Genomic DNA, 26,235 nt, shown 5'->3' on the forward strand with positions numbered 1-26,235 from the left:
GCGGCGGAGCCGGGACCCGCGAACCTACTAGCCGCCAGCCCTTCGGCGCGCCCGAGTCAGGACGCTGGGCGGCCTGGCCGCGCTCGTCACCCCGGGTGGGTCAGCGAGGTGCAAGCCGTTCCGTCTCGCGGTGCGCCAGCCTGCCGGGGGGTCGGGCAGCTACCCGTACGAGGTTGGGCTCGTCGGGCCGGCGTGCCGTCGGCCGTGCACGCGCGAGACGGAACGGTCGGCCTCCGCTGTGCTCTTCGGACAACGCGAGACCTGGAGTCCCGGGCTGGTACCCGCCGCTGGAGCTCTTGTCCGTGCATTCCTGCGGGTCCGTCCAGGCGGATGCGGCCCGGGCGGTCGGCCGAAGAGCCCCGGGCGAGCCGTACGAGGTCAGGGGGCGGAGCCGGCCTGCCCTCCGGCTCAGTGGAGCAGGGTCAGCAGGCCCTCGACCCCGCGCCGGAACGCCTCGCGGGCCTGGTCGACGCCGTCGAGGTGCGCGCCGCTCATGACGCCGTCGCGCATCATCACGAAGTGCTGCGCGGCGTCCTCCGGGCGGCCCCGTCGTGGTGAGTCGGCGAAGACCTCGGAGAACAGCCCGGTGAGCGCGGTGCGGTACCAGTCCCGGTGCGCGAGCACGAGCTGCCGGACCGGGTCCCGCGGGTCGGCGTACTCGGCGGCGGCCTTGAGGAAGGCGCACCCCCGGAACTCGGGCCGAACGAGGTCGTCGGCGACTGCGGCGCCGATCAGGCGGACCGCGTCGGCCGGTGACGACGATCCCGCGACGGCCGCGTGCACGGCGGCAACGGTCTGGGCGTCCACCCCGCGCAGGTACGCCAGCACGAGGTCCTCCTTCGAGGGGAAGTGGCGGTAGAACGTGGCCCGGGTCGCGGGCGCCTCGGCGAGGATCCGCTCGACCCCGACGGCCCGGATCCCCTCGTCGTAGAACAACCGGCTGGCCGTACGCAGGAGCCGCTCTCTGGCCTCGGACCGCCGCTCGCCGCCGGACACCTGGCTGCCGGTGTCCGCGTCCCCAGAGGCCGGCGTGGCGACTGCACTGACCAGGCTCGGCATGGGACCAGCTTACTAGAAAGAACGGTCGTTCTTGCGGAACCGCCCTCCCGGTGCCATGCTCAGACCGACAGGGAGAACGACCGTTCTCCCTCCTCGGTCGGCGACGCCGCGTCGACGACCCGACCCCCACGGAGGACGTTCCATGACGACCGTCGACACCCCTCGACCGACCCGTCCGGTCGAGGCGTCCCTGCGCTCGCTCTACCTCGCGCGGTTCGCGTTCGCGGTCGTGTGGGCGCTGGTGCTGGCCCTGACCGCGTCACGCCTCGGCCCGTGGGCCGGGGCCCTGCTGCTGCTCTACCCGCTGGTCGACCTCGTGGCCGCGGTCGTGGACCACCGCGCCTCGCGAGCGACCAGGCCCACCCGGGCGCTGGTCGTGAACATGGCGCTGAGCCTGCTCGCGGTCCTCGCCCTGGCGTACGCCGTCACCTCGGGCCTGCGGGCCGTGCTCGTCGTCTGGGGTGCCTGGGCGATCACGGCGGGAGTGGTGCAGCTGGTCGTCGCCCTGGGCCGACGCACGTCCCTGGGCGGGCAGTGGCCGATGATCCTGAGCGGGGGCATCTCCGTGCTCGCCGGTGCCGCCTTCGTCGCGCAGTCCGGCACCTCGGCCGCGTCGCTGACGAGCCTCGCCGGCTACGCCACCCTCGGCGGGATCTTCTTCCTCGTCTCCGCGCTGCGCCTGCACCGGGTCCGGGGCAACGGTTCCCGCTGACCGCGCGCGGCCGCCGGCCCACCGTCCGCCCCGCGCCCCGTCCCGTCGAGCGAGGACGGGCTCACCGGTGCGGGTCCTCGTCCGCCGCGACGAGCCGCCGGTGGAGGTCGTCGACGTGCCGGGCGATGTCGTCGCGGACGAGGGCCATGCGTTCTGGCCCGTCGATGCCGCGCAGCGACGGTTCGTCGATCTCCCAGACCTCGTAGCGGGGTCCGTCGAGCGGCTGGACCTCGGCTTCGCCAACCGTGACGACCAGGTCGGCGGCCTGCTGCAGCGCGGGGGTGAGCTGGCGGGGCCGCTGGTCGCCGATGTCGACGCCGACGTCGGCCAAGGACGCGACCGACAGCGCGTTCAGGGTCGTGCCGGCCTTCGTTCCCGCCGAGGCGACCTGCCACCGGGCGGGCTCGGGGTCCTGGTCGGCGAGGGCGCGGAACAGGCCGGCGGCCATCTGGGACTTGCCGCCGTTCTTCACGCAGACGAACAGGACGCTGGTCATGGGTGGATCTCCTGGTGGTTGGTGTCGCCCGGGAAGTGGCGTCGTGCCCACAGGGCCACGTGCACCAGCCCGACCAGGGCCGGCACCTCGATGAGCGGTCCGACGACGCCGGCGAGGGCCTGGCCGGAGGTGACGCCGAAGGTCGCGATGGCGACGGCGATCGCGAGCTCGAAGTTGTTGCCGGCGGCGGTGAAGGCGAGCGTGGTGGTGCGCGGGTAGCCGAGGTGCAGGGCTCGGCCGAGGACCATGCCCGCGCTGAAGACGACCGCGAAGTAGACGAGCAGCGGCAGCGCGATCCGGACGACGTCGAGCGGGCGCTCCGTGATGGTGCGGCCTTGCAGGGCGAAGAGCACGACGACGGTGAGCAGCAGGCCGTAGAGGGCCCAGGGGCCGATCCGCGGCAGCACCGTCGACTCGTACCAGTCGCGCCCCCGCGTGCGCTCGCCGACCGTGCGGGTGAGGAACCCCGCCACGAGCGGGATGCCGAGGAAGACCAGCACGCTGGCCGTGATCGCGCCGGCCGAGAACCCCGCCGTCGTGGTCGGCAGCCCGAGCCAGGCCGGGAGCACCTGGAGGTAGAACCAGCCGAGCGCGCCGAACGCGAGCACCTGGAACACCGAGTTGATCGCGACGAGCACGGCTGCGGCCTCGCGGTCGCCGCAGGCGAGGTCGTTCCAGATCAGCACCATGGCGATGCAGCGGGCCAGGCCGACGACGATCAGCCCGGTGCGGTACTCGGGCAGGTCGGGCAGGAACAGCCAGGCCAGGGCGAACATGAACGCTGGCGGCACCAGCCAGTTGAGGGCGAGCGAGGCCACCATCAGGCGCCGGTCGCGCAGCACCGTGCCGGTGTCGGTGTAGCGGACCTTGGCCAGCACCGGGTACATCATCACGAGGAGCCCGATCGCGATGGGCAGCGACACCGACCCGACCTTCACGGCGTCGAGCGCGGCGGCGAGGCCCGGGACGAGACGGCCCAGCAGCAGCCCGAGGGCCATCGCGGCGAGGATCCAGGCCGGCAGCCACCGGTCCAGCACCGACAGACGCCGCAGCACCGGACCGCTGTCGGTCGCCGGGATGTCGTGGACGAGGTCACTCACGCGTGCAGGCCCTTCGGGGACGGAGGTCGTGGTCAGCGCGACGCAGCGGGCTTGGTGGCCTGGACGACGGCGGCGTGCATCTGGGGCTCGGCCTGGTGGGTGAAGCGGACCGACGCGTCGACGAAGCCGGCGGCGGCGAGCCCGTCGAGGTACTCCTGCCGTGACAGGGCGCCGGCGATGCAGCCGGAGAACGAGCCCCGGGCCGCGCGGTCCGCCGTGCTCAGGTGGTCCTCGGCCACGACGTCGCTGATGCCGATGCGTCCGCCCGGTGCGAGCACGCGGAACATCTCGGCCAGCACGCGGGGCTTGTCGCCCGACAGGTTCACCACGCAGTTGGAGATGACGACGTCGACCGACGCATCGGGCAGGGGCAGGTCCTCGATCTCGCCTTGGAGGAACTCGACGTTCGTCGCGCCGGCCCTCGCGGCGTTGGCGCGGGCCAGCTCGAGCATCTCCGGGGTCATGTCGACGCCGTACGCGTAGCCGGTCGGGCCGACCCGACGCGCCGACAGCAGCACGTCGATGCCGCCGCCCGAGCCCAGGTCGAGCACGCGCTCCCCCTCGCGCAGCTCGGCCACGGCCACGGGGTTGCCGCAGCCCAGGCTGGCCAGCACGGCCTCCTCGGGGAGCCCGCCGGTGTCGTCGCGGCCGTAGCGGGCGGCGCCGAAGACCTCGCCGTTGCCGTCGAACGCCTCGGCCGCCGGACCGCAGCAGGAACCGGAGGCCTCCGAGCGCACCGCGACCGCGGCTGCGGCGTACCGGGTCCGCACCTGTTCCTGGATCTCCTCGACCGAAGCCATCACCGACCACCCTTTCGATCGACGTCCGTCGATGCGACCGAGCATCGACGATCCATCGACGCCTGTCAATCCGTGTGCCAGACTCGACGGGTGCCGACCACCGCCCGCGAGCTGACGGTCCTCGACGCGGCGTGCTGCGGCGACGGTGCTGCCCGGCCCATGGAGCTGGCCGAGGCCGAGCGTCTCGCGGGACTGCTCAAGGCGGTGGCCGACCCGGCCCGCCTGCGGCTGCTCTCCCTCGTCGCCCGCAGCGCCGACGGCGAGGCCTGCATCTGCGACCTGACCGCGCCGGTCGGCCTGTCCCAGCCCACGGTCTCGCACCACATGCGCGTCCTCGTCGAGGCCGGCCTGCTGGCGCGCGAGCAGCGCGGCCGGTGGGCCTACTACCGCCTCGTCCCCGGTGCGAGCGAGACCGTGGCCGCCGCGTTCCTCGACTCGTTCCGTCCCCGCTGACGACCAGCCCCCCGCCCCACCTGCGTCCCAGCGGGACCGCATCCCGCGCAGTGCGTCGCTGACCTCGGCCGTCACCACCGCTGCCGCCGGCCGACACTCCGCACCGAAGCACACCGCGCGCCCCCGCTCGCGACGGACCTCGGGTCGCGTCTGGGGCCTGCTGGCCTGGGCCGCGGGGATCGTCGCCGTCATCCCCATCGCGTGGATGATCTTGACCTCGCTGCACACCGAGACCTCCGCCGCCACCAACCCGCCCTTGGTCGCGGCGCGCCTCACGCTCGAGGGCTACCGCAACTTCTTCAGCAGCGACGCGCACCCGTGGCCGGCGCTGATCAACTCGTTGACGGCCTCGGTGGTCTCGACCCTCCTCGTCCTCGTCCTGTCGATCCCGGCCGCGTACGCCCTGTCGATCAAGCCGGTCGAGAAGTGGACGGACGTCTTGTTCTTCTTCCTCTCCACCAAGTTCCTGCCGATCGTCGCCGGCCTGCTGCCGCTCTACCTGTTCGCGATCAGGACCGGCACCCTGGACGACATCGGGCTGCTCATCGTGCTCTACACCTCGATGAACCTGCCGATCGCCGTGTGGATGATGCAGTCCTTCCTCGCCGAGGTGCCCCGCGAGATGCTGGAGGCCGCCGCCCTCGACGGGGCCGGTCTGATCAACACCCTGACCCGGGTGATCGCGCCCATCGCCCTTCCCGGGGTCGCGGCGACCAGCCTGATCTGCTTCATCTTCAGCTGGAACGAGTTGATGCTGGCGCGAACCCTCACCGCCACCGTCGCGGGCACCGCCCCGGTGTTCCTGACCAGCTTCATCACCAGCCAGGGACTGTTCATCGCGCAGCTGTGCGCCGCCTCGCTGGTGATCTCTCTCCCCGTGCTGGCTGCCGGCTTCGCGGCACAGGACAAGCTGGTCCAGGGCTTGTCCCTGGGCGCGGTCAAGTGAGGACGTCCTGGCCGGGTCTCTCGAGCCACCGGGCCGGCCGGCCCCGGCCGCGGCCTGGGCCGATCGGTCTGAGAGCCAGCCCGGCCACGACCTGGCGAGCCAGGACGCATCCTGCGTCCGACCGGACGGCGGTGGACGAACCGGGGCCCGGCTGGGCTGCTCTCCTCGTTGCTGTCCGACCTGCAGGCTTCCGCGCGCGTCTCACCGGCGCCGAGACGCTCGGGCTGCCGGACCAGCGCCGTCGAATGGTGATCGCCCCGTTCGCAGGACGTCGCCACGACGCGCCCGGCGCCCGGATGGCTCCGGTTCAGCCCTGGGCGAGGTTGGTGACGAGGTTGATGGCGACGGCGATGAGGACGGTGCCGAAGAAGTAGGAGAGGAGCGCGTGCGGCAGCGCGCTGCGGCGCATGTCGCTGCTCGTCGGCTCGATGTCGGCGACGGCGAAGGACATGCCCACGGTGAACGCGAGGAAGGCGAAGTCGCTGTAGCGCGGCGAGGTCGCCTGCTGGAAGTCCAGGCCGTCCTCGGACTGGTCGACGAAGTACAGCCGGGCGTACTTGAGCGCGTAGACCGTGTTCACCAGCGCCCAGGCGACCATCGTGGCGAGGACGCCGAGGATGATCAGCGCGACCGAGGCCGCGTCCGGGTCCTGGCTGCTCGACTGCGTCAGCGCGACGACCACCGCCACGACGCTGGCGAGGCACGCGACGACGACGGCGTCGTCGGTCACGCGGGAGGACGACTCCTCCCGGGCCACGCGCTCGGTCCCGTCCCGGTCCATGGGCCAGCACAGGCGCCAGACCCACACCAGCGCGAGGGTGCCCGCCGCGCACCAGCCCGCCAGCGGCCCGAGGCGCGCGTCAGCGACGAGGCCGGCGACGAGACCCACCACTGTCCCGACCGCCACGCAGACGAGGGCGCGGCGTGCTGACAGGATCCGACCGGACAAGGGGCCTCCTCGGGTGCGGCGTCACCGCGAGGGCCCGGCCCCGTCCCAAGACGCGGCCGGGCCCGTCGACGGCTATGAACCGGGCTGGAAGACGGCGCGTACGCAGCCGTCCTGCTTCTCCTTGAACATCCGGTAGCCCTTGGGCCCCTCGTCCAGCGGCATCACGTGGGTGGCGAGGTGCTCGGTGGTGAGCTCGCCGTCGGCGATGTGCTGCAGGATCCGTGGGATGTAGCGGTGCCCGTGCTGCTGGGCGCCGCGGACGGTCATGCCCTTGTTCATGATCGCCCCGAAGGGGAACTTGTCGACGACCCCGCCGAACACCCCGAGCGCGAACAGGCTGCCGCCCTTGCGGCAGGCGTAGATCGCCTCCCGGAGCGCGGTCGGGCGGTCCGACTGCAGCCGCAGCTGCTGCTTGAGCTGGTCGTAGAGGTACGCGGGTCCGGTGCTGTGGGCCTCCATCCCCACGGCCTCGATGCAGACGTCCGGCCCCCGGCCGCCGGTGCGCTCCTTCAGCTCGGCGATCACGCTGTCGGAGGTGTAGTCAAGCGTCTCCGCGCCGATGTGCTGGCGCACCTGCTCCAGGCGCTCGGGCAGCCGGTCGATGACCACGACCTGCTCGGCCCCGAGCAGCATGGCCGCGCGCGCGGCCATCTGCCCGACCCCGCCGGCGCCCCAGACCGCGACCGTGTCGCCAGGGGTGATGCCGGCCAGGTCGGCGCCCGTCCAGCCGGTGGGCGCCGCGTCGGAGGCGAAGAGCGCCGCGGTGTCCGACACGCCGTCCGGGACGGTGAACGCGCCGTGGTCGGCGTACGGGACCCGGACGTACTCGGCGTGGCTCCCGGCGAAGCCGCCGAGCGCGTGGCTGTAGGCGAAGCACCCGCCGATCGCCGAGCCCCACAGGGTCTCGGTCAGGGCCGGGTTGGGGTTGCCGTTGTCGCAGAGCGAGTACTGCTCGTGGCGGCAGTACCAGCACTCCCCGCAGGCGATGAACGAGCAGACGGTGACGCGGTCGCCCACCTTGTGCTTCTGCACGGCCTTGCCGACCTCGACCACCTCGCCCATGAACTCGTGGCCGAGCACGTCGCCCGCCCGCATGGCCGGGATGTAGCCGCCGAGCAGGTGCAGGTCGGAGCCGCAGGTGGTGGTCAGCCGCACCTTGAGGATGACGTCGCGGTCGTTGAGGATCGTCGGGTCGTCGACCGTCTCGACCGCGGTCTCGTTGACCCCCCGCCAGGTCAGTGCCTTCACAGCAGTCCCTCCCCCGCGGCCCGCTTGGTGGCCGCCTCGACGATGGCTCCGGTCGGCGTGGGCGAGCGGCGCCCGTGCGGCGTCGGGTCGACGCGCAGCACCTCGCCGACCTCGATCAGCTGCTTGGCCTCCCGCAGCGCGGACCGGACGCGCTGACGCGGGTCGTGGCCCGAGATCCGCGCGGCCGCCGAGGCGACCCCGGTGGGTTCGGGGGTCTTCAGCCGGGCCCGCAGCTCGCTGCCCTTGTCGCCCGGGGCCGGGCGCACCTCCACCTCGACGAGCTCGCCGAGGTCGGCGAGCGGGCCGGGCACCCGGTTGTCGGGCATGACCTCCTCGGGGCTGCGGTTCACGGTGACCGCGCGCCACCGTGAGCGCGCCTCGCCCCCGGAACCGCCCCCTCCCGCGCCCTGGCGCTGCAGCCGCCGGACGAGCACGACGGCCCCGCCGCCGACCGCCAGCGCCACGCCGAGGCCACGGGGCGTCACCGGGCACCACCGGCCCCGGCACCCGTCCGCGCGAACGTCTCCACGATTGCCCGGCAGAAGGCCGGCAGGTCGTCGGGCGACCGGCTCGTGACGAGGTTGCCGTCGGTCGCGACCTCCTCGTCGACCACGGTGGCCCCGGCGTTGCGCAGGTCGGTCCGGATGCTCGGGAACGACGTCAGGGTCCGACCGCTCACCACTCCGGCCTCGAGCAGCGTCCACGGGCCGTGGCAGATCGACGCCACCGGCTTGCCGCTCTCGACGAAGTCGCGCACGAAGCCGACCGCGCTCTGGTCCACCCGCAGCTTGTCGGGGTTGACCGTGCCGCCGGGGAGCAGCAGCGCGTCGTAGTCGGCCACCGAGGCCGACCGCACCAGGCCGTCGACGTCGAACGTCCCGGCGTCGTCGAGGTCGTTGTTGCGGGCCTGGATCTGCCCGTCGTGCAGCGACAGGAGCTCGGTGCTCGCCCCCGCCTGGTCCAGCGCCTGCCGGGGCTGCTCCAGCTCCACCCGCTCGACGCCGTCGGCGGCGAGGATCGCCACCCGCGCGCCCTTCAGCTCGCCTGCCATCAGTCCTCCTCCGTGCTTCGTCCGTGTTCGCGAGTCGTCATACGGAAGCCATCGCCGGCTTCAGCACGACCTTCGTCCAGCCGTCGTCGCGGGCGTCGAAATGGGTGTACGCGTCGGGTGCGCCGTCCAGCGGCAGCTGGTGGCTGACGATGAAGGACGGCTCGGCCTTGCCGGCCGCGATCAGGTCGCGCAGCGCCCGGTTGTACCTCTTGATCGGCGCCTGGCCGCTGCCCATGTGCTGGCCCTTGAACCAGAACAGCCCGAAGTCGAAGGCCACCTGGCCCTTCTTGGCGAGGGCGTCGGCGGCTCCGGGGTCCTGCGGCACGAAGACGCCGACCATACCGATCGTGCCGGTGAACCGCACCGACCTCACCAGCTTGTTGAGGGTGTCGTTCGCGTGCTCGTTGCCCGAGGGGTCGTGCGCCTGGTAGCCCACGCACTCGCAGCCGTTGTCCGCGCCGAGCCCCATGGTCTGCTCCAGGACCGCCTCGACCGGGTCGACCTTGGAGTCGTCGATCGCGATGGCGCCGATCGACTCGGCCAGCCGCAGCCGGTCGGGGTGCCGGTCGACGACCATCACCTTGCTGGCCCCGCGGATCGTGGCCGACAGCGCGGCCATCAGCCCCACCGGTCCGGCGCCGTAGATGACGGTCTGGTCGCCGGGCGAGACGCCGGCCATCTCGGTGGCGTGGTAGCCGGTCGGGAAGATGTCGGCCAGCATCACGTAGTCGTTCTCCCGCTCGACCGAGTCCTCGCCGAGGCGCAGGCAGTTGAAGTCGCCCCACGGGACGCGCAGCAGCTCCGCCTGGCCGCCCGCCCACGGACCCATGTCCGCGAACCCGTACGCGGCGCCCGCCATGGCCGGGTCGGGCTGCGCGGTGAGGCAGTAGTTCGTCAGCCCGCGCTCGCAGTTCTTGCAGTGGCCGCAGGCGACGTTGAACGGGATCACCACCCGGTCGCCGACGCGCACCTTGTCCACCCCCGACCCGACCTCGACCACCTCGCCGAGGTTCTCGTGGCCGAACCAGCGGCCGGTCTCGAAATCGGTCCGACCCTCGTACATGTGCAGGTCGGACCCGCAGATGTTCGCGGCCGTGATGCGCACCAGCACGTCCGTCGGGCGCTCGATCTTCGCGTCCGGGACGTCCTTGACGCTCACCTGCCGCGGTCCGTCGTACACCACTGCCTTCATCGCTTCTCCTGTCCATGCGTGGTTCTGGTGGCCTCGGGTACTGGCAGTGCGTCCGAAGCGCTGCGGCTTCACCAGGGGCCAGCCAACTCCCGAACGGCACCGCAGCACATCGGCAGAACGACCGACACCGGGTCAGCCGGCGCCGCCGGTGGAGGAGGCGCAGGACGTGCCAGGACCAGCAGAAGCAGCCGCCGTCGCGACCGAGGTGGCGCGGATCGCCGCGACGCCCGACGAGCCGACGCAGCGCGCCGCTGCGCTCCTCGAGGCCCTTCAGCGGTTCCTGCCCTTCGACGCGGCCTGGCTGGCGTTGCGGGACGACAAGCGCGCCGGGCACGAGTCGCTGGTGAGCAGCGGGTGGGACCACCGCACGGCCACCTACCTGGACGGGCCGGTGCTGGTCGAGGAGATCGAGCAGCTCGGCATGACCCGGTCCCCCACCCCGCTCCGGGTCGCCGACTTCCCCGTGCCGGCGAACGAGCTGCGGTCCTGGGCGGAGTGCCTGCTGCCCGCCGGCCTGCAGGAGGGCCTGGGCATGTGCCTGTTCGCCCCGGACGGGCGCCACCTCGGGTTCCTGGGCCTGTTCACGGCCAGCCCGGCCGTCCCGTCGGACGCCGCCCGGGACCTGCTGGCCGCTCTCGGACCGACGCTGGGCCACGCGTTCGACCCGTTGCGCTCCGCGGTGGCGGCAGCCTGGCTGGTGCGGTCGGCGACCGCGGCCGTGGCCCTCACCCGCGCCGGACGCGTGCTGGCGGTGCCGGGGCTGGACGACCACCCGGCCCTGCGTGAGGGATCACCCGTGCTGGCGGTGGCCCGAGCGCTGCTCGAGGGACCGCAGACGTCGTTCCTGCTCCCCGCGCCGCTCGAACCCGGCGGCTACCTGACCGTCACCGTGCTCGACGTGCCCGACGACGTGCCCTTCCACCTCACCGCCGTCGTGGTGCTCTCGCCCTGCGGTGACCTGCACGGCCTCACGCGCCGAGAGCTCGAGGTGCTCGGGCTGCTGGTCACGGGCGGTCACAACAACGCGATCGCGCACCTCCTCAACGTCACTCAGCGCACCGTCGCCACCCACGTCGAGCACATCCTGCTCAAGCTCGACGCCGACAGCCGGGCGCTCGCCGCCCTCCGCGCCGAGCGACGAGGGCTGTACGTACCTCCTGGCCTCGTGCCGTGAGCGTCCGTACGTCTCGCCGGGCTCTCTGAATCTGGACCGACCGGCACGCCTTGGTCGCTGCTCGCGGCCACCCCGTCGCCATCACCGAGCGCTGGGAGACGGTGGCCGCGTGGCGTGGTCAGTCGGCGGACCATCCGGCGCGGAGGATCTCGAACGCCTGGTGGAGGACCTGCTGGTGGTCGGGGTAGTCACGGGCGAGGTCGACCGCGTCGAGGACGAAGCGCGCCAGTGTGGCCGCCGAGGTCCGACCAGCCTCTGAACCGGCCATGATCGCGTCGGTCAGGGCGACCTCGCGGAGCCGCAGCAGCCGGCGTTGGTGCTCACGCAACGCCGGCGTGCGGTTGACCATGTCGACGAACACCTCGAGCTCGTGGTCGTCGTAGCCGCGGTGCGTCAGCTCGTTCACGAGGTGCGTCTCCAAGGCGTCCAGGACGCTCTGCCCCGGGGGCCGTTCGCGTACCGCCGCGACGAGGTCGGCCTGCTGCTGCGGGTCCTCGTCGAAGACCAGCGACTCCTTGGTCGGGAAGTGGGCGAAGACGGTCGTGGGCGAGACGTCGGCGGCGTCGGCGATCTCCTTGACCGTCACCTGCTCGAACCCGCGCTCGAGGAAGAGGCGGGTCGCGGCATCGGAGATCGACGTGCGCGTCCGCGCCTTCTTGCGTTCCCGCCGCCCGGTCAGCCCTTCCGCGCTCATGCCGGAACGATAGCCATTCTCCTGGTTGACACCGAGACTGGTGTGACTACAGTTTAGGAGCAAGTACACCGAACGGCCTGCGCATCTCGCTACGGCGTCGGTGCTCGAGAGCGAGGACGTCCGCCATGATCCGCAGCACGACCCGACCCGACCACTCACCCGCACCGCACGCAGCCCGGATCGCCGTCGTCGGTGCAGGGCCCGGCGGTCTCGTCGCCGCCCGCATCCTGCAGCGCCGCGGCCTCGAGGTCACCGTCTACGACAGCGACCCCGGGCCCGACAGCCGGGACCAGGGCGGCAGCCTCGACCTGCGGGTCGAGGACGGGCAGCGGGCGCTCGCCGAGGCGGGGCTCCTCGACCGGTTCTTCGAGCTCGCCCGACCCGAGGGCCAGCAGATGCGCCAGCTCGACCCGTTCGACGGTCACGTCGTCGTGGATCTCGTGCCCGAGCCGGATGAGCGGGAGAAGCCCGAGATCGACCGGGCCCAGCTCCGGACGCTGCTGCTGGACTCGGTCGAGGACGGCACCGTGCGCTGGGGCCACCGCCTCGACGCGGTCAGCACGACCAGCCCCGGCGCCAGGACCCGCACCCTGCGCTTCACGAACGGGTCGACGGCCGAGTGCGACCTCGTCGTCGGGGCCGACGGCGCGTTCTCCCGCGTCCGCCGAGCGGTGTCGGAGGCTGAGCCGCACTACACCGGCGTGCTGTTCCTGGAGGCCTGGTTCGACGACGTCACCCGGCGCCACCCGTGGCTCGACGAGCTCGTCGGAGGCGGTGCGGCCAGCAGCGGCGACGGCCGACGAGGCATGTTCGCCCAACGCAGCTCCGGGGGCCACGTCCGCACCTACGTCATGCTCGGCGAGCCCGAGGACTGGCTCACCCGCCACGGGCTCACCGCCGGCGACACCGACGGGGTGCGCGCCGCGCTGCTGAACCATTTCGCCGGGTGGCACGAGAGCCTGACCCGGATGCTCACCGACAACGACGGACCCTTCGTCCCGCGGCCCGTCTACGCGCTTCCGGTCGACCACCGCTGGACGCACTCCGGCTCGCTCACCCTCCTCGGCGACGCCGCCCACCTGATGCCGCCGGTCGGGGTCGGCGTCAACCTGGCCATGCTCGACGCCTGCGAGCTCGCCCAGGCCCTCGCCGACCACGACACCCTCGACGCCGCCGTCCGTGCGTACGAAGCGACCATGTGGCCACGCTCCGCCGAGATGTCCGCACTCGTCGGTGGCATGGCCACCGACCTCCTCGACGGCGCTGCGCCGCCGGTCGAGGTCACCCAGCACGCCTGACCGCGCGGCGAGGCTGCGTCCTCCCGAGCAGCGCTCGACCGCCGTCGCACAAGAGCGCGACCGTCAGAACCCAAAGCATCGTGAGCGTCCTACCGTGACCTGCATGGCCCGGCCGCAGCTCGACTCCTGGCTCTTGTGCGCGACTCCGCGCTCGGGCAGCACGTTGCTCTGCGGGCTGCTGGAGTCGTCGGGGGTGGCGGGTCGTCCCGCGTCGTACTTCAACCGGCGCGGGCTGCACGACTACTCCACCAGCTGGCAGGTCTCCGAGGGCGCCGGTGGGCGGATCAGTGCGGCGTACGTGCGGGCAGCCCGGACGGCCGGCAGCACCCCGAACGGCGTCTTCGGGGGCCGGCTGATGGCCGAGTCGCGACCTGAGCTGATCGCCGACCTCACCACCGAGGACGACCGGCCCGCACCGAGCGACCTGGAGCTGTTGCGCCTGCACTTCGGTCGGATCCGCTTCGTCCACCTGCGCCGCCTCGACGTGGTGGCTCAGGCCGTCTCCTGGGCGAAGTCGCTCCAGACGCACTTCTGGCATCCCGGCGAGCAGGTCGAGCCCGGCGCGGAGGCTCCGCACTACGACGAGGAGCTGCTCGGGCGTCTGGTCGAGACGGTCGAGCAGTTCGAGGCCGGCTGGAACCGGTGGTTCACCGAGCAGCGGATCACCCCGTTCGAGGTGACCTACGAGCAGCTCGCCGCCGACCCGCTCTTCGTGGCGCACGAGGTGCTCGACTTCCTCGACCTGGAGCTCGACGAGGGACGCCGGCTCGTCGTCAGGGACCGGCAGCAGGCCGACCACGTCAACGCCCGGTGGATCGAGACCTTCAAGTCCCGCTCCTGAGGTCGCGCGTCGCGCTGCGGGCCCTCGTGCGGACTTCGCCGGTCGACCGGCTCGCGGTCAGCGGCGGACCGATGGCTGCGTCCTCGCACGGCGCGCTCGAGGCCGCTCGATCCGGACGGTCGCCTCGGCGGCTGGCCGGTCCCGAGGAGCCCTACGAGCTCGAGCGCGGCCGTACCGGCGTCGCGATGGCGTCGATCGCGGCGTCGGCGATGCGGTTCAGCGTCGATGTGTCGACCCCTCCCCGAGCAAGCGCCTCGAGGCCGCGATGGGTGGTGACGACGAGCTGGCCGAGCACCGCGGGGTCGGCGTCCGGGTCGACGTGCCCGGCGCGTTGAGCCTGCTCGACCAGCCGGCGACAGCTGTCGAACAACATCTCGAAGGTCGCGAGCGACCGGGCCGCGACGACCTCGTCCTCCGACGCCAGCTCGGCCGTGCCCTTGGCCAGCAGGCACGCGAGCTGCCCGGGCCTGTCCTCCGACGACCGGAGCCAGTCGCGAAGCCGCTGCAGCGCCTCGTCCTCGGGACCCTCGACCCGGGCTGCCACGTGGGCGCCCGCTGCTGAGCAGTACGCGTCGAACACCCGGTGGAACAGCGCCTCCTTGTCACCGAACGCGCCGTAGAGGCTGCCCTTGCTCAGCCCCGTCACCCGCGAGAGATCCTCCACCGAGGTGCCGTGGTACCCGGTCTCGCTGAACTGCCGGAGGGCGGTGCCGACGACCTCGTCCTCGTCGAACTTCCGTGGTCGAGCCATGCCTCGATCCTACGTGGTACTGGACGATCGTTCCAGAACTGGCCTATTGTGGAACGTACGTTCAGAACGCGTCTGGTCAGGCCGCGCTAGACGGACGAAACACCGCACACCTCCTCGAGCTCAAGGAGACCCCCATGGGTCAGTTCGACTCCAAGACGATCCTCATCACCGGTGGCGCCACCGGGATCGGGTTCGCCACCGCGCAACGCTTCGTCGAGGAAGGCGGAACGGTCTACCTCACGGGACGTCGAGAGGCGGAGCTGGCCGCGGCCGTGGCTCAGCTCGGACCACGCGCGACGGGGCTCCAGGGGGACGTCTCCAACCCCGTCGACCTCGACGAGACCTTCGACGTGGTGCGACGGCAGAGCGGCTCGCTGGACGTCCTCTTCGTCAACGCCGGCGGTGGCGACGGTCTGGCCACGATCGAGCAGTTCGATCCTGACGGCTTCGACGCGACGTTCGGGCGCAACGTCAAGGGCGCCGCGCTGACCGTGCAGGAGGCGCTGCCCCTGATGACCACGTCAGGTTCCATCGTGATCACGGGCTCGACCAGCGCCGCGGTCGGTCACGCCGGTTTCGGGACCTACTCGGCCAGCAAGGCGGCCATCCGTCAGTACGCGCGGGTCTGGGCGGCCGAGCTCGCACCCCGGGGGATCCGCGTCAACACCGTCGTTCCCGGCCCCACCGACACACCTGGCCTGCGCGGCATCGCCAAGGGCGACCCCGAGCAGGAGAAGGCGCTGCTCGTCAGCATGGGGGCGGACACTGCTCTGGGCCGGGTCGGAGACCCGCGCGAGATCGCCGACGTCGTGCTGTTCCTTGCCTCCGAGCGGGCCAGCTTCGTCACCGGCGCGGAGTTCCTGGTCGACGGAGGACAGGTCGAGACCCGCACCGCCTGACCCCAGCGCGGACGACCGGGGTCCGGCGGCGACCCTCGGCCGATGACGAGGCTGAGCAGTGCGGGCGTACCGCTCCGCCGGCGGCTTCGACGGTGGCATCCCCTTGTCGGCGGCGCCGAGGCCGCTCGGTCGTCGACGCCGTCGGACGCCCGGTACCCCTCGCTTCGAGCTACGGAGCCAGGAGGAGACGGCCACCGAGGGCGGACCTCGAGGAACGAAAGACTCTTCGGCCGGTTGCTGGGGGGATTCGGCGAATTGAGCCGTGCTGGGCTCCGCCGGCTCACCGCTGCTGCGTGAGGACGGCCTCGGACCCGCTGTCCCCCGAGGAGCAGCGGGTCCGAGGTGGTGCCCGGTCGGCGCGTCCCCCGACGCGCACGCTCGACCGGTCCTCTCGGCTGGCCGGGACCTGCGACTCGCCGTCCCCCGAGGAGCGGCGCCGACAGGGCAGGTCCGGCTCAGCTGTTCTGGGCCTCCCAGGTGAAGCCGATCGCGGCGGTGCCGCCCTGGGTGGTGTTCGGCGCGTCGGTCTTGACCGTGTACGTCAGCTGGTAGGTCCGCGTCTCGGCCGCAGCACCGGTCGCAACACCGGCGGTGGCCCAGCTGCCCACCCCGGTGGAGTAGCCGGTCGCGCTGCTGCCGAAATCGGCGAGGGTGCCGGAGTAGACGCTCGACCCCGACGGGAGGGCGGTGAAGTTCGCGCAGCCACCCGCGGTGGAGCCGCCGGTGCCCTGGGTGACGGTCAGGTCGATGTTGTCGGCCAGCGCCTTCGTCGACGCCGCGCCGGTGCCGTACAGCTTGACGTTGGCGGGCAGGGTACCGGTGGAGGAGACCACGATGCAGCGGCTGCCGGTCGAGCCGGGCTTCAGGTTCGCGGCGGTGAAGGCGGCGGTGTTCGCGTCGTCGTCGGTCAGGGCGACGGTGCCGGTGGCCCAGTTGCTCGTCGGGTTGACCGTGGTCGCCGAGTAGGCCGAGTAGGACGACTGGGCCACGACGAGGCCGGACACGGCCAGCGCGGTCGGCACCGCGACCAGGGACACGATCGTGGCGACCTTGCGCGACGGGCGGCGGGCGGCGGTGGTGGCGACTGCGGACATCGGGGGCTCCTCGGAGTGGTGGTGGTGCTCGAGTGGTGTCGTTCGAGCCAGCCCCCGCTTGCTCCCCGAACCCTGGTGGCCCGGTGAGAAGAACTCTGCCGAGACCGCCTCAAGACCGGCCACCGACAAGTGACAACGGTGTCCAAGGACAACCGCAAGATTGAACCATCAACTGTCGGCGCCTCAAGGAAGGCTCTGGAACGCCGCTCTGCTGGCCTCTGGGGCTCCTCGCAAGGGACTTCGCGCGCCCTGTCCCGGGCAGGACTCGCCTGCAGAACCGATCGGTGGCAGGGACCTGGCCTGCGCACGCCCGGGTGGGCCGACGAGGAGATAGGTCAGACGCTGTGGAGCGGACGACGGGAATCGAACCCGCATATTCAGCTTGGGAAGACACCGAGGAGGACTGGGAGTAGCGCGGCTGAGCGTGAATCAGGGCGTTTCGTACCCCTTCAGGACCCCTCTCAGCGGCGGTGCTGGGCCCGTGGGGGCCCGGACGGCCTGTTCGCCCGGCGGAATCGAACAGCCGGGCCGGGCCCTAAGCCTCGAGCTGTATCAGGTGGGGCTGTTCGCGGCGAGTCTTGTATGTACGGGTCCGCCTGAGTGTCCTCTCACGCCAGGGTCGCAGTGCGGGCCGAACGCGAACGCGTGTCGATCGACCGACAGGCGTTCCTTCGGCGAACGCGGGCAAGCACCAAGATCAAGGGCAACGTCGCCACCACAACGCCGTTAACGGCGAGGGGCATAACCCAACTCGGTCCGCGGGAACCGGAATTGAGCCCGTAGAAGACCAAGTGGCACGCCGGGCCGACGAGCCTCGCGGCCGTCATCCCACGACTCAGGCCAATGCCGCTGCTGCGCTAGCGACCCCCGGATGCGTTGCAGCCGCACGTCACATCTCCTGCCGCTTACCGGCCCATGACCAGCAAACTTCCGCTGAGTGTCGTCTGGGCCGCTGGACGGCTGGATACCGGCATCGCGCTGTTACGGCCGCAGTGAGTTGCTCAGACCACCAGGTGCGCCGGTCTGCCCTGCCGGCACCGAGCCGCACCTGAGGCCACGCCTGTGCGGGACGGGATGTCTTGATCATCCAGAACCCCTTCGGGTGACCCGGGAAGATCTTCAACAACGGCTCCGAGCAATCGAGGCACTCGTACCGCACGCTCCCACCCTTGAGTTGAGTTCCGCCTGGTCCATCGTGACCAGCCGGCCACAGTCCCCCGCAGTTCGCCTCAAGGTGCTCAGCTTCGACCGGCGGAGAGTCTCTTGGCATGACTGTCGAGAGCAACTCACAAGCCGTGATCGGCGAACGGGCCACATTGACGCCAACTCGGTAGGCTCATGGCCCACTAACTCGAGCGCGCAAGCACTCCATCTCGGCGACTCAATGGGACTTCTCCGCTCCAAGAGCTCCCCCGCGTGAAGCCTTGGCTCGCGCTGGACGACCGACTCCCATCGCCGATTAAGCCCGGCGGCGCAGGCTTCGGGGCCATAGGCATCGAGCCCCGTTGCCCGCAGCTTCTTCACGTCGCCCAAGATCGAGGGAGCGTGCCCGTATGCATCGTCGCCTTGCTGAGCCTCAATGCCGCCCCGAAAGTAAACGCGACCCTGAAGCAGGCGTCACCCTCAAGCGCGGCTCTTGAAGCGGGACCAGATCCGAGATTCAATACCCACGACCAAGTCGCAGTAGAGGCCCGTCTCGAAGGGCGCAGATCGAGAGTTAGAACCAGTCTGTCAGCCCGATCAGCAATAGAGCGATGTCACTTTGGCTAACGGCCGGCAGGCAGCGCGCCCTAGGCAGAGCCCTGTACTGCCTTCCAAACTCAGCGCTGCCGCGGAGAAGTCACCTCTTCTTGCCTCGCTTGCGTTTCTGCTTGTTACCTCGACGTGCGACGCGATTGCCTTCAGCCATCGGCTTAGGAGCTGGCACGAGCGGGAGAGGCGGAGGGCGATGAATGATCTTATTGACGCTCATCGGGTTGGTGGAGTAAACGCCGTAGTTGATGCCGTATAACGCTGTTTCGCCCACCAGCTCCGTACCGCTACTGTCGATATTGAGGAGCCCGATGGAATCAGCGGGCATCGCGCCGTCCTCCACAGTCAGTTCTACTGTTCCCATGTAGCAGTCCTGAAGAACGATCGCAGCAGGAGCCCCGCCGTACTGTTGGTTCACGTACTCGCGTCGGAGTTCCTGCCGACACCGACAATTCCCCCCCAGGTAGGCACGACCGTCGGCGTCCTCAGTAGACGTGTCGCTCGGCGCGCCGCAGCGAGGGCAAGTCCACTCTGGGTCGCTCACTGGTCGGACCGTCGCTCGCGCGGCTTGTGCCTGAGTCTGCCAATAGTGTTGTCCACTGCGCCGTCTTCGAAGGCATGGTCAGCCGTCGTGTCTATCTCGCCTATAGCGTTGCCCTGGGCGTCGGAACCAAACGTCCACGTCGCTGGCCGAGCCGGCTCGGCCGCATCCGGCTCGGCGCCTCCCTTCCCACGGAGAAGGGCGACACCTACGGCGAGCCCGGCGACCGCAAGGGCTGCAAGAAGTATCGCTGTGATTTTGGGATAGTCCCTCGCGACCGCAAGTAGAGTACCAGCCCCGCTGACTAAACCTATGATTAAGGAACCAAGCGCTACAACCCGTTGATTCATCGTGAACCCTTCTGCTCTTTTACCATCTGAAGATATTATTGCGTGCTGCAAAGCCTAGACTAGGTAAGCACTCAACAAGTCAGGCTGAGATTACCTACCAAGTATCGGCAGTCTCTGATGACGATGACAGCAGCACCTGCCGCCCTCATCGAGCCCTACGGGTTCGACAAATAGTAACGACACCGCTTCGAGCGACCCTTAAGAGGACGCCGCGGGCCGTTGGTCCGCGAACCCTCCTACTAATGCACCAACGCCCGGTCGTGCGGCAGCTAAGCGGTCGACGGTTGCAGGACGCCCGCGACATGCTCGACGAGTTCATCAGGGCGAACGCGCCGCTCAACCGGTGGGCAAGGACCGAAGCCACCACGGCCCGACCGTCAAGTTCACCACCGCCTCCAGCCGCGCCCGCAACGCTTGCTGGTGCTTAGGCCGATCCAACGACTTCTCGGTGGCACCCAGCTCGGGTCGAGCTCGTAGATCCGCCACAGCAGGCGGGTTGATCGTCGCGGCGCTCCGGTGCCGCTCAGCCCAGGCGCTGAGCGAAGTGGAAGGACGTGATGTCCAGCCGCTCACGCAGGTAGAAGCGATGGGCGGCGTGCCGCTGCACGCCCGAGTCGAGGTCGAGGACGTGGCAGCCCTCGCTGAGCGCGCGCGCCCGCAGCTCACCGAGGAGGACCGCACCCACGCCGTTCGACCGGGCGGCTGTCGTGGTGCACAGGTCGTCGACGTAGAGCTTGCGCAGGGCGCTCGTGTTGACGACGACTCGCCATCCGGCGACTCCGAGGCACCGGTCGGCGTCGAAGACTGCGGTGAACCGAAGGCCTTGCGGTGCGCCGTCGCGCAGCACCTGCTGCAGGCTCGCGGCCGTCAGGTGCGGCCGGAGCTCCTGCAGCACCGGTAGTGCCGAGCCCCATCGGGCGTCTCCCGCCGGCAGGTCGACGATCTCCATCTGCGTTGCCACCTCGTCAGCACCATTAGGGTCTTCGGCGCTGACGCTAGCATCACCCACGTGGGTGTGTTGTCCGAGTACAGCGACGAGGGGCTGCTGCTTGCTGTGGCGCTCGCCAACGCCGGCAGCGCCTGCCGACGGGGCGACGTCGCGCAGCCCGGCCTGCCGATCAATGGCGTCGTCGTCCGCACCGAGGGGGCCGAGGAGCTCGCTCTCGCCGCAGCGCAGGTCCGCGAGATCCTCGCCGCGCCGACCCCTGGCCGTGCGGCGGAGCTGATCAACCGCTTGCTGGTGGCCCAGCAGGCGCGACCCGAGCTCGCGCCTGACCAGGACGGGCGGTGGCGCCTCCACCTGCACCCGAGGGGCGCGAGTGCGGCTGCGCTGGACCTGGTCAAGGCCGCGACTGGTCTCGCTGTCCTTGTCGACGAGGGGCGCTGGGGCACGATCCGGGCCTGCGGCGCCGAGCGCTGCGACGACCTCTTCCTGGACCAGTCCCGCAACCTGATCCGACGCTACTGCAGCAGGGTCTGCGCGAACCGCGTGAACGCCGCGCTGCATCGTCGACGAGCGGCGTCCGAGCCGTAGACCGTACGCATCAGGTGGCGGGCCATCGCGCGGCAGCCAACCTCGACGGTCGACGGAGTGGTGACGGGCGGCAGCCCGCCGAGCAGTGACGCGCACGCTCGACGCGCGATGCACCATCGGGCACAGCTACCTGGCTGGTGTCCCGAGCGATGCGACTAGTCCGCGAGCAACCCGTCCTGCACCAGGCGGGGCACAAGGAGGTCGCGCAGAGCTGGAGCCAGGACGTCAGGAGCCCGGAGCCCCACGGCACTGATCCAACGCAGGTCGGCCAGCTCGGCGCCCAGTCGGGGCGGGCTGGTGAGATCGCAGCGGTAGACCGTGAGGCGCATCGGTATTGCCTCCAGGGCTGCAGGCGCGCTGAGCACGAGGTAGGGCTGCGCGTCGACAGGCGCTGCGGAAAGCTCTTCGTCCAGCTCACGAGCCAGGGTCTGCTGATGGGACTCGCCAGCCTCAGGCTTGCCGCCCGGCAGGTAGAAGACGTGGGCTGCGACGGCCTTGCTGACCGTCAGCAGCCGCCGGTCCACCAGGATCGCCGCCGCCACCACATCCAGGACCACGGAGTCCGCGACGGCCAGGGGGTCCGGCGCGCGACCCAGATGGATAGGCGTGCTGCCGTACTTGACGTGGTCCTCGCGACCGCTCACCCGCCCGAGCCCGGCGCGGGCTCGGCAGGGATCGCGACGAAGGTCGCATCCAGCACGGATTCCCAGGTCTGGCCGTCCGGCCGGCGGAAGTCGCGGGACCAGGTCCATCCGGTGGACGTGGGTCGGACGGTGAGTCTGCTGCTCCCCCGGGTCGTCGTGCGCTCCAGGACGAGACCGGACGGCTGCCAGGTGCCGCGGGCGGGGGGATCGGCGGGGAAGCCGGCGGTGTCGAAGCCGTAGTAGAGCACCTCGTCCGTCGCCGGATCGACCATCCACACGACGACCAGCTCGAAGGACACTGCTGCGTCGCGCCACTGGGTGTAGCGCTGGACGACGAGTTCCCCTCCCACCTCCGGCACCGCCTTGACCGTGCTCGCAGCAGTTCCACCGCTCGCCCAGACGCTCGGATGCATGCGTTCGACCCCGGTGAAGGATCCCAGCAGGAAGGCGAGGCGATCGGCGGTCGACGTAGGCATCAGACTCCTTGGTACATACCAACTATCGAGAGACGCTACCACTGGTCTCGTGCCGCACCCTTCCCTCTGGCGAACGCGAAGGCCGAGAAGGACGCTGGGCTAAATGATGGATGGAGAGCTGGGACCCGCTCAGAGGGTGCGCGCATGGACCAGAAGGGCGCGGAGGGTCGCATGGAGCTGCAGGCGGGTCTCCTCCGGCAGCATGGCCAGAAGCTCGTCGTCGACTCCTTGCGTGATCTGCCGTGCCCGCTCCAACGCGTCCTTGCCAAGCGGCGACATCTGCACCAAGCGACGTCGCCGGTCCTGCGGGTCAACCGACCGGGTGACGCGGCGCCGCTCGAGCATCTCCTCCACCTGCGCCGTGACGTCGCTGGGGTCCAGTCCGAGGCGACGCGCCAGCTCGGTGTGCGGAAGCGGGCCCGACTGCTCGAGCACCGCCAGCGCAGCCATATCGAGCATCGTGAGGCCCTGGTCCGCGAGCCGCGCCGTGAGCCGTCGTCGCCCGTGTCGGCCGAGCTGCGACAAGAGGTAGACGGTGTGGTCGGCGAGCGGCGGATCGGCTGTTCTCACGGGCGCCACCTCCCGCACCCTACCGATCCGCGTCCTGTCGCCGGCCCGGTCGCTGTGCGACTCAAGATGCCGCCCTGCGAGCCGCGCCCGCTACCCCTCGGTGTTCGGCTGCGCGCGCGAGGACCCGTCAGCGGAACGACCCACGACACGAGCGAGGTCGGCCCTGAGCCCCGACAGCAGCCAGTCGAGGCCGCGGAGGAACAGGCGCTCCTCGTCCGGGGCCGGGTCGCCGGGTGCCGTGCGGGCCGCTACCGCGGCCAGGGTCCACCGCGCGCATGCCTCGAAGACCTCCTTAGCCTCGCCGGCCGACACCCCCAGCCGGGCCAGGGCCTCGATCTGCGAACGAGCCAGCCGCCCGCGCGACAGGTCGTCCTGATAGCGGTCCTGGCCCGCGGTCGCCTGGACCAGACCAGCCAGCCCGGGGTGTGCTGCGTAGAAGTCGCGAAGCCGCAGGCTTCCTGAGCGCGTGAGCTCGATCCAGGCCTCGACCGAGGTCACGTCCTCGTAGGCGGCCTGATCGGCCGCGAACGACGTGAACGCGTCGCGGGCAAGGAGTCGCAGCAAGGCGGCCTTGTCGCGTACGTGATGGTAGAGCGTCGGGGTGCGTACTCCGAGCCGCTCGGCCACAGCAGCCATCGTCAGACCAGCCACTCCGCGCTCGGCGACGACCTCCAGCGCCTGCGCCACGACGTCGGCGACGGAGATGCCCACAGACGCATGCGAGGAGCCGGTGCGCGCTTGTCCTGCCACCTTCCTCCTCTGCTGGTGCTACGTTCGTCTAACCCTATTAGACGAACGTGGTGAGGAGCGCGGATGCCCGAGGAACCGCCGGTTCGAGGTGCGATCTCCGTCAAGTTCCCCGTAAGGACGGCACGCCTCGATCTGCGTCCGCACCGGGAGGACGACCTCGACGACCTGCTGCGGTTCCACTCCGACCCGGAGGTCGTGCGCTACATCCCTTGGCCGGTGCGGGACCTCGAACAGACACGCGCCGCCTTGCAGGTGAAGATCGCTCGTGGGACCGAGGCACGACCGGGCGAGTGGTTGATGCTTGCCATCGAGCTGCGTGAGACAGGGTCCGTGATCGGAGAGGTTCTGCTGCGGTGGGCCGACGAGGGCAACCGTCAGGGCGAGTTGGGCTTCGCTCTGGCCCGCGAGCACCAGGGTCAAGGGCTCGCAGCCGAGGCGGCGCAGGCGGTCCTCAGGGTCGGGTTCCAGGACCTCGACCTGCACCGGATCACCGCCGTCTGCGTCGCGGAGAACACGGCGTCGGCGCGGCTGCTCTACCGGCTCGGCTTCCTGCAGGAGGCCCACTTGCGCGAGAGCGCGTTCTTCAAGGGCCGGTGGGCCGATCAGCTCCTCTTCGGCCTGCTCGAGGAGGAGTGGCGGGCCGGGGAGGCTCCGGCCACGACTTCCCCCTCGAGCACGGCGGACCGGGCCGAGATCGTAGAACTTGTCGGCACCTTCTTCCGTGCCTTCACCTCGGGTGACGGGGCGCACGGGCGGATCGCGCAGTTGCACGAGCGCTTCCTCCCGCAGGCCGTCGTGGTGAGGACCTGCGGCGAGGAGCCCGCCGTGCTCGGAGTTGACCAGTTCCTGGCACCACGGGAACGGCTGCTGAGCGACGGCAGCCTCGTCGACTTCCAGGAGTGGCCGGTTCAAGGTCGCCTCGAGATCTTCGGCGATGTCGCGCACTGGTTCGGCAGCTACACAAAGGTGGGGATCCAGGCAGGCGCGCGGGTGGACGGGGCGGGGATGAAGAGCCTTCAGCTCGTCCGTACGGGAGCGGGTTGGCGGATCAGCGCCGCCGCCTGGGACGACGAGCGCGACGACCTGTCGGTCCGCGGTGCCGCGGCGGGCCTGCCGAGGTGGGGCTGATGGACCCGGCACCTGTGGGTGACGTCACGCCCTTCCTCGACCTCGACGGGTGCTTCAACTTCCGCGACCTTGGTGGTCACCGGACCGAGGACGGCCGGGAGGTAGTCCACGGGCGTCTGTACCGAGCCGACGCTCTCCACCGCCTCACCCCGGCGGGAAGAACCGCATACGAACGGCTACGGATCGTCACTGTCATCGACCTCCGCACCGCCGACGAGGTGAACAGGCAGCGGTGGGCGCCCTCCGCGCACTGGGCTGGCCGCTGGCTCCATCGCCCCTTGCGTACCGCGGTCCCGGACTGGACGAGCATCTCGCCCTCGCGCGCGGCTGACCCCGCGCTCGCGGTCGAGCACTATCAAGAGACCGTTCTCGCCGGAGCCCGGATCTTGGCCGACGTCGTGGCCGAGCTGGCCGACCCGCGGGCATTGCCAGCCGTCTTCCACTGCGCCGCAGGCAAGGATCGAACGGGAATCGTGGCGGCGTTCTTGCTCCGGCTCCTCGGTGTCAGCATCGCGGACGTGGCCGAGGACTACGCGCTGAGCGAGCAGGCCACTGCCCGCTGGGAGGGCTCCGTCGCCGCGGGCCTCGAGGACGACACGCAGACGAGCTGGTCCTTCGTGCCTGCGGCCCTGATGACCGCAGATCCGTGGGTGATGCGCGCACTGCTCGAGTGGGTGGAGGCCGCACACGGGACTGTTGCCGAGCTGCTCCATCAGAACGGCCTGACGCCCAACGTCCCTGCCCTCCTCCGGCATCAGCTGCTGGGGGAGGCGGGGTGAAGGACTCGGCTGCGCCCGGAGTTGCACAAGTGCCGGCACTCGCTCTACGAGTGCGTTCCTCGGCGAGCTCAGCCGATCCAGACGCTTTGGTCCGTCGCCTGATTCGCCAGTACGTCGAGAAGAGGGCAAGAGATTCGGTTGCGATGCATGAGCTCTGTCAATCTCCCCGGCCTGGTTCGGCAGCATCTACGCCAATGACGCTGCCCTTCTCGTCGGTCTGATAGCGGCCCTTGGAAAGGTCGAGCAGCACCAGAGCGTTGTCGAAGGGGTCGCTCACCACGGCGAGCCGGCCCACCGCGATGTCCGTTGGCGGGTGAAGGACTGCGCCACCCGCCGCCTGAACGGCGACGATCGCCTCGTCGACAGAGGAGACCAGCCAATTGGGCGCGTATTTCTGGCTGGTTGTAAGGACGAGCTCGGTCTCGCTGTCCGGCAGCCGTAAACCTGCTTGACCAAGGTCGTCGTTGCGCCACAGCAGCTGGTGACCGAGTTGGTCAGCGTAGAACTCAAGACCCCGGTCGAGGTTGGGTACCGGCACCGTGACTGCGTCGACCGACCGAAGAACGGGAGGAATACTCATAGTGCATCTTGCCTCGCTCCCAGGAGCGCCAGAGTGATTCCGCCCCTCGTCAGACCCTTCCGCGACTGTCACCACCTCGCATCGCTCGCTACATCTCGACCCTCGTGCGAATACGCGATCAAGCTGGTAGGCCACCCGACCGGCTCTGGAGCCACGGCGGCGCTGCTCGGCAAGGCTCAGGACCGCGGCGCCAGCAGGAACCGCAGGCACCACGATCGTTGTGATGGCCGGGGCCGTCCTCGTCACCAAGGTGCGCGGAGCTCGTCAAACGAAAGGTCAGATGACCCGCGGCGCCGAGAGGAGCAGGGGAGGCTCCGACGAATCTGGCGCAAGTGTCGGATCGAGTCCTTGCCGTTCGTAGATGAGGTGAGTCG

Annotated in this window: 29 protein-coding genes; 10 read left to right on the top strand and 19 right to left on the bottom strand. The window is 70.5% G+C overall.

Going from position 1 to position 26,235, the window contains the following annotated elements:
- Window positions 1-408: 408 nt before the first annotated feature.
- On the bottom strand, window positions 409-1,059 hold the full coding sequence (locus BMY04_RS17325; RefSeq protein WP_091184001.1) for a TetR/AcrR family transcriptional regulator: 651 nt from the start codon (window positions 1,057-1,059) through the stop codon (window positions 409-411).
- 142 nt (window positions 1,060-1,201) lie between these two features.
- Here BMY04_RS17325 and BMY04_RS17330 point away from each other — a divergent pair, with 142 nt between their 5' ends.
- Entirely contained in the window at window positions 1,202-1,771 is a 570-nt protein-coding gene (locus tag BMY04_RS17330; protein ID WP_091184003.1) for a DUF308 domain-containing protein, read from the top strand.
- A 61-nt stretch (window positions 1,772-1,832) separates the two neighbouring features.
- Here the strand turns inward: BMY04_RS17330 and BMY04_RS17335 are convergent, their stop codons facing one another.
- From BMY04_RS17335 to arsM, 3 genes are read right to left on the bottom strand one after another with little or no spacing between them, the layout of a single operon-like run.
- Window positions 1,833-2,267: an arsenate-mycothiol transferase ArsC gene (locus tag BMY04_RS17335; protein WP_091184007.1), complete on the bottom strand. Its 435-nt coding sequence runs from the start codon at window positions 2,265-2,267 to the stop codon at window positions 1,833-1,835.
- The gene (arsB, locus tag BMY04_RS17340) at window positions 2,264-3,367 is read right to left on the bottom strand and encodes an ACR3 family arsenite efflux transporter (RefSeq protein WP_091184011.1); all 1,104 of its coding nucleotides are present in this window, start codon (window positions 3,365-3,367) and stop codon (window positions 2,264-2,266) included. The genes BMY04_RS17335 and arsB overlap by 4 nt, the downstream gene beginning before the upstream one ends.
- Before the next feature lie 32 nt (window positions 3,368-3,399).
- Complete coding sequence (gene arsM / locus BMY04_RS17345) at window positions 3,400-4,167, bottom strand: arsenite methyltransferase (protein WP_091184020.1); 768 nt, start codon at window positions 4,165-4,167, stop codon at window positions 3,400-3,402.
- Between the two features lie 90 nt (window positions 4,168-4,257).
- Between arsM and BMY04_RS17350 the strand changes: the two genes are divergently transcribed.
- A complete protein-coding gene (locus BMY04_RS17350) occupies window positions 4,258-4,620 on the top strand; it encodes an ArsR/SmtB family transcription factor (protein ID WP_332452336.1) in 363 nt (120 codons plus the stop codon).
- 205 nt (window positions 4,621-4,825) lie between these two features.
- Window positions 4,826-5,566: a carbohydrate ABC transporter permease gene (locus BMY04_RS17355; RefSeq protein WP_091184023.1), complete on the top strand. Its 741-nt coding sequence runs from the start codon at window positions 4,826-4,828 to the stop codon at window positions 5,564-5,566.
- A gap of 307 nt (window positions 5,567-5,873) precedes the next feature.
- Here the strand turns inward: BMY04_RS17355 and BMY04_RS17360 are convergent, their stop codons facing one another.
- The 5 genes from BMY04_RS17360 to BMY04_RS17380 form a co-directional block, all read right to left on the bottom strand.
- Window positions 5,874-6,515 carry a DUF1345 domain-containing protein gene (locus tag BMY04_RS17360; protein WP_091184026.1) on the bottom strand — a complete coding sequence of 214 codons (642 nt, stop codon included), beginning with the start codon at window positions 6,513-6,515 and terminating at the stop codon, window positions 5,874-5,876.
- 72 nt (window positions 6,516-6,587) lie between these two features.
- Window positions 6,588-7,763 (bottom strand): zinc-dependent alcohol dehydrogenase, encoded by a 1,176-nt coding sequence (locus BMY04_RS17365; RefSeq protein WP_091184028.1) that lies wholly within the window; start codon window positions 7,761-7,763, stop codon window positions 6,588-6,590.
- Entirely contained in the window at window positions 7,760-8,248 is a 489-nt protein-coding gene (locus BMY04_RS17370) for an SRPBCC family protein (RefSeq protein ID WP_091184032.1), read from the bottom strand. Before BMY04_RS17370 ends, BMY04_RS17365 begins: the two co-directional genes overlap by 4 nt.
- Window positions 8,245-8,814 (bottom strand): type 1 glutamine amidotransferase domain-containing protein, encoded by a 570-nt coding sequence (locus BMY04_RS17375; RefSeq protein WP_091184035.1) that lies wholly within the window; start codon window positions 8,812-8,814, stop codon window positions 8,245-8,247. The genes BMY04_RS17370 and BMY04_RS17375 overlap by 4 nt, the downstream gene beginning before the upstream one ends.
- Before the next feature lie 37 nt (window positions 8,815-8,851).
- Window positions 8,852-10,006 carry a glutathione-independent formaldehyde dehydrogenase gene (locus tag BMY04_RS17380; protein WP_091184038.1) on the bottom strand — a complete coding sequence of 385 codons (1,155 nt, stop codon included), beginning with the start codon at window positions 10,004-10,006 and terminating at the stop codon, window positions 8,852-8,854.
- A 166-nt stretch (window positions 10,007-10,172) separates the two neighbouring features.
- Here BMY04_RS17380 and BMY04_RS17385 point away from each other — a divergent pair, with 166 nt between their 5' ends.
- The gene (locus BMY04_RS17385) at window positions 10,173-11,180 is read left to right on the top strand and encodes a helix-turn-helix transcriptional regulator (RefSeq protein ID WP_170854198.1); all 1,008 of its coding nucleotides are present in this window, start codon (window positions 10,173-10,175) and stop codon (window positions 11,178-11,180) included.
- Window positions 11,181-11,298: 118 nt separating this feature from the next.
- Here BMY04_RS17385 and BMY04_RS17390 read toward each other — a convergent pair whose 3' ends face one another.
- Window positions 11,299-11,874: a TetR/AcrR family transcriptional regulator gene (locus BMY04_RS17390; RefSeq protein WP_198410236.1), complete on the bottom strand. Its 576-nt coding sequence runs from the start codon at window positions 11,872-11,874 to the stop codon at window positions 11,299-11,301.
- Between the two features lie 125 nt (window positions 11,875-11,999).
- Between BMY04_RS17390 and BMY04_RS17395 the strand changes: the two genes are divergently transcribed.
- Window positions 12,000-13,172 (top strand): FAD-dependent oxidoreductase, encoded by a 1,173-nt coding sequence (locus BMY04_RS17395; protein ID WP_091184044.1) that lies wholly within the window; start codon window positions 12,000-12,002, stop codon window positions 13,170-13,172.
- Window positions 13,173-13,275: 103 nt separating this feature from the next.
- Complete coding sequence (locus BMY04_RS17400; protein WP_091184048.1) at window positions 13,276-14,013, top strand: Stf0 family sulfotransferase; 738 nt, start codon at window positions 13,276-13,278, stop codon at window positions 14,011-14,013.
- A 151-nt stretch (window positions 14,014-14,164) separates the two neighbouring features.
- On the opposite strand, the gene BMY04_RS17405 is transcribed toward BMY04_RS17400, so the two are convergent.
- Complete coding sequence (locus BMY04_RS17405) at window positions 14,165-14,764, bottom strand: TetR/AcrR family transcriptional regulator (RefSeq protein ID WP_091184051.1); 600 nt, start codon at window positions 14,762-14,764, stop codon at window positions 14,165-14,167.
- 134 nt (window positions 14,765-14,898) lie between these two features.
- On the opposite strand from BMY04_RS17405, the gene BMY04_RS17410 reads away from it, so the two are divergent.
- The gene (locus tag BMY04_RS17410) at window positions 14,899-15,663 is read left to right on the top strand and encodes an SDR family NAD(P)-dependent oxidoreductase (protein WP_091184053.1); all 765 of its coding nucleotides are present in this window, start codon (window positions 14,899-14,901) and stop codon (window positions 15,661-15,663) included.
- Window positions 15,664-16,118: 455 nt separating this feature from the next.
- Here the strand turns inward: BMY04_RS17410 and BMY04_RS17415 are convergent, their stop codons facing one another.
- From BMY04_RS17415 to BMY04_RS17420, 3 genes are all read right to left on the bottom strand, one after another.
- Entirely contained in the window at window positions 16,119-16,757 is a 639-nt protein-coding gene (locus BMY04_RS17415; RefSeq protein ID WP_091184058.1) for a hypothetical protein, read from the bottom strand.
- Between the two features lie 1,840 nt (window positions 16,758-18,597).
- Window positions 18,598-18,927 carry a hypothetical protein gene (locus BMY04_RS22450; RefSeq protein WP_139209934.1) on the bottom strand — a complete coding sequence of 110 codons (330 nt, stop codon included), beginning with the start codon at window positions 18,925-18,927 and terminating at the stop codon, window positions 18,598-18,600.
- A 996-nt stretch (window positions 18,928-19,923) separates the two neighbouring features.
- Entirely contained in the window at window positions 19,924-20,349 is a 426-nt protein-coding gene (locus tag BMY04_RS17420) for a GNAT family N-acetyltransferase (protein ID WP_091184062.1), read from the bottom strand.
- A gap of 60 nt (window positions 20,350-20,409) precedes the next feature.
- On the opposite strand from BMY04_RS17420, the gene BMY04_RS17425 reads away from it, so the two are divergent.
- Window positions 20,410-20,934 carry a CGNR zinc finger domain-containing protein gene (locus BMY04_RS17425; RefSeq protein WP_232506471.1) on the top strand — a complete coding sequence of 175 codons (525 nt, stop codon included), beginning with the start codon at window positions 20,410-20,412 and terminating at the stop codon, window positions 20,932-20,934.
- Window positions 20,935-21,089: 155 nt separating this feature from the next.
- On the opposite strand, the gene BMY04_RS17430 is transcribed toward BMY04_RS17425, so the two are convergent.
- The 4 genes from BMY04_RS17430 to BMY04_RS17445 form a co-directional block, all read right to left on the bottom strand.
- On the bottom strand, window positions 21,090-21,578 hold the full coding sequence (locus tag BMY04_RS17430) for an NUDIX hydrolase (protein WP_198410237.1): 489 nt from the start codon (window positions 21,576-21,578) through the stop codon (window positions 21,090-21,092).
- Window positions 21,575-22,054 (bottom strand): hypothetical protein, encoded by a 480-nt coding sequence (locus tag BMY04_RS22880; RefSeq protein ID WP_091184074.1) that lies wholly within the window; start codon window positions 22,052-22,054, stop codon window positions 21,575-21,577. Before BMY04_RS22880 ends, BMY04_RS17430 begins: the two co-directional genes overlap by 4 nt.
- A gap of 129 nt (window positions 22,055-22,183) precedes the next feature.
- Window positions 22,184-22,624, bottom strand: coding sequence for a MarR family winged helix-turn-helix transcriptional regulator (locus BMY04_RS17440; protein ID WP_139209937.1), 441 nt, complete (start codon window positions 22,622-22,624; stop codon window positions 22,184-22,186).
- A gap of 90 nt (window positions 22,625-22,714) precedes the next feature.
- On the bottom strand, window positions 22,715-23,335 hold the full coding sequence (locus BMY04_RS17445; protein ID WP_091184081.1) for a TetR family transcriptional regulator: 621 nt from the start codon (window positions 23,333-23,335) through the stop codon (window positions 22,715-22,717).
- 102 nt (window positions 23,336-23,437) lie between these two features.
- On the opposite strand from BMY04_RS17445, the gene BMY04_RS23405 reads away from it, so the two are divergent.
- Together BMY04_RS23405 and BMY04_RS17455 are read left to right on the top strand one after the other, a co-directional pair.
- On the top strand, window positions 23,438-24,502 hold the full coding sequence (locus tag BMY04_RS23405) for a GNAT family N-acetyltransferase (protein ID WP_232506472.1): 1,065 nt from the start codon (window positions 23,438-23,440) through the stop codon (window positions 24,500-24,502).
- Complete coding sequence (locus BMY04_RS17455; RefSeq protein ID WP_139209940.1) at window positions 24,502-25,281, top strand: tyrosine-protein phosphatase; 780 nt, start codon at window positions 24,502-24,504, stop codon at window positions 25,279-25,281. The genes BMY04_RS23405 and BMY04_RS17455 overlap by 1 nt, the downstream gene beginning before the upstream one ends.
- Before the next feature lie 157 nt (window positions 25,282-25,438).
- Here the strand turns inward: BMY04_RS17455 and BMY04_RS17460 are convergent, their stop codons facing one another.
- Window positions 25,439-25,861 carry a VOC family protein gene (locus BMY04_RS17460; RefSeq protein WP_139209942.1) on the bottom strand — a complete coding sequence of 141 codons (423 nt, stop codon included), beginning with the start codon at window positions 25,859-25,861 and terminating at the stop codon, window positions 25,439-25,441.
- Window positions 25,862-26,235: the final 374 nt, after the last annotated feature.

It is taken from the genome of Microlunatus flavus (genome assembly GCF_900110855.1).
GTDB lineage: Bacteria > Actinomycetota > Actinomycetes > Propionibacteriales > Propionibacteriaceae > Microlunatus > Microlunatus flavus.

What these genes read in the sequence shown, in the direction of transcription:
- BMY04_RS17325 (WP_091184001.1), bottom strand. Translation starts at nt 1,059, where the DNA reads ATGCCGAGCCTGGTCAGTGCAGTCGCCACGCCGGCCTCTGGGGACGCG.
- BMY04_RS17330 (WP_091184003.1), top strand. Translation starts at nt 1,202, where the DNA reads ATGACGACCGTCGACACCCCTCGACCGACCCGTCCGGTCGAGGCGTCC.
- BMY04_RS17335 (WP_091184007.1), bottom strand. Translation starts at nt 2,267, where the DNA reads ATGACCAGCGTCCTGTTCGTCTGCGTGAAGAACGGCGGCAAGTCCCAG.
- arsM (WP_091184020.1), bottom strand. Translation starts at nt 4,167, where the DNA reads ATGGCTTCGGTCGAGGAGATCCAGGAACAGGTGCGGACCCGGTACGCC.
- BMY04_RS17355 (WP_091184023.1), top strand. Translation starts at nt 4,826, where the DNA reads ATGATCTTGACCTCGCTGCACACCGAGACCTCCGCCGCCACCAACCCG.
- BMY04_RS17375 (WP_091184035.1), bottom strand. Translation starts at nt 8,814, where the DNA reads ATGGCAGGCGAGCTGAAGGGCGCGCGGGTGGCGATCCTCGCCGCCGAC.
- BMY04_RS17380 (WP_091184038.1), bottom strand. Translation starts at nt 10,006, where the DNA reads ATGAAGGCAGTGGTGTACGACGGACCGCGGCAGGTGAGCGTCAAGGAC.
- BMY04_RS17390 (WP_198410236.1), bottom strand. Translation starts at nt 11,874, where the DNA reads ATGAGCGCGGAAGGGCTGACCGGGCGGCGGGAACGCAAGAAGGCGCGG.
- BMY04_RS17395 (WP_091184044.1), top strand. Translation starts at nt 12,000, where the DNA reads ATGATCCGCAGCACGACCCGACCCGACCACTCACCCGCACCGCACGCA.
- BMY04_RS17400 (WP_091184048.1), top strand. Translation starts at nt 13,276, where the DNA reads ATGGCCCGGCCGCAGCTCGACTCCTGGCTCTTGTGCGCGACTCCGCGC.
- BMY04_RS17405 (WP_091184051.1), bottom strand. Translation starts at nt 14,764, where the DNA reads ATGGCTCGACCACGGAAGTTCGACGAGGACGAGGTCGTCGGCACCGCC.
- BMY04_RS17410 (WP_091184053.1), top strand. Translation starts at nt 14,899, where the DNA reads ATGGGTCAGTTCGACTCCAAGACGATCCTCATCACCGGTGGCGCCACC.
- BMY04_RS17415 (WP_091184058.1), bottom strand. Translation starts at nt 16,757, where the DNA reads ATGTCCGCAGTCGCCACCACCGCCGCCCGCCGCCCGTCGCGCAAGGTC.
- BMY04_RS17420 (WP_091184062.1), bottom strand. Translation starts at nt 20,349, where the DNA reads ATGGAGATCGTCGACCTGCCGGCGGGAGACGCCCGATGGGGCTCGGCA.
- BMY04_RS22880 (WP_091184074.1), bottom strand. Translation starts at nt 22,054, where the DNA reads ATGCCTACGTCGACCGCCGATCGCCTCGCCTTCCTGCTGGGATCCTTC.
- BMY04_RS23405 (WP_232506472.1), top strand. Translation starts at nt 23,438, where the DNA reads ATGCCCGAGGAACCGCCGGTTCGAGGTGCGATCTCCGTCAAGTTCCCC.
- BMY04_RS17455 (WP_139209940.1), top strand. Translation starts at nt 24,502, where the DNA reads ATGGACCCGGCACCTGTGGGTGACGTCACGCCCTTCCTCGACCTCGAC.
- BMY04_RS17460 (WP_139209942.1), bottom strand. Translation starts at nt 25,861, where the DNA reads ATGAGTATTCCTCCCGTTCTTCGGTCGGTCGACGCAGTCACGGTGCCG.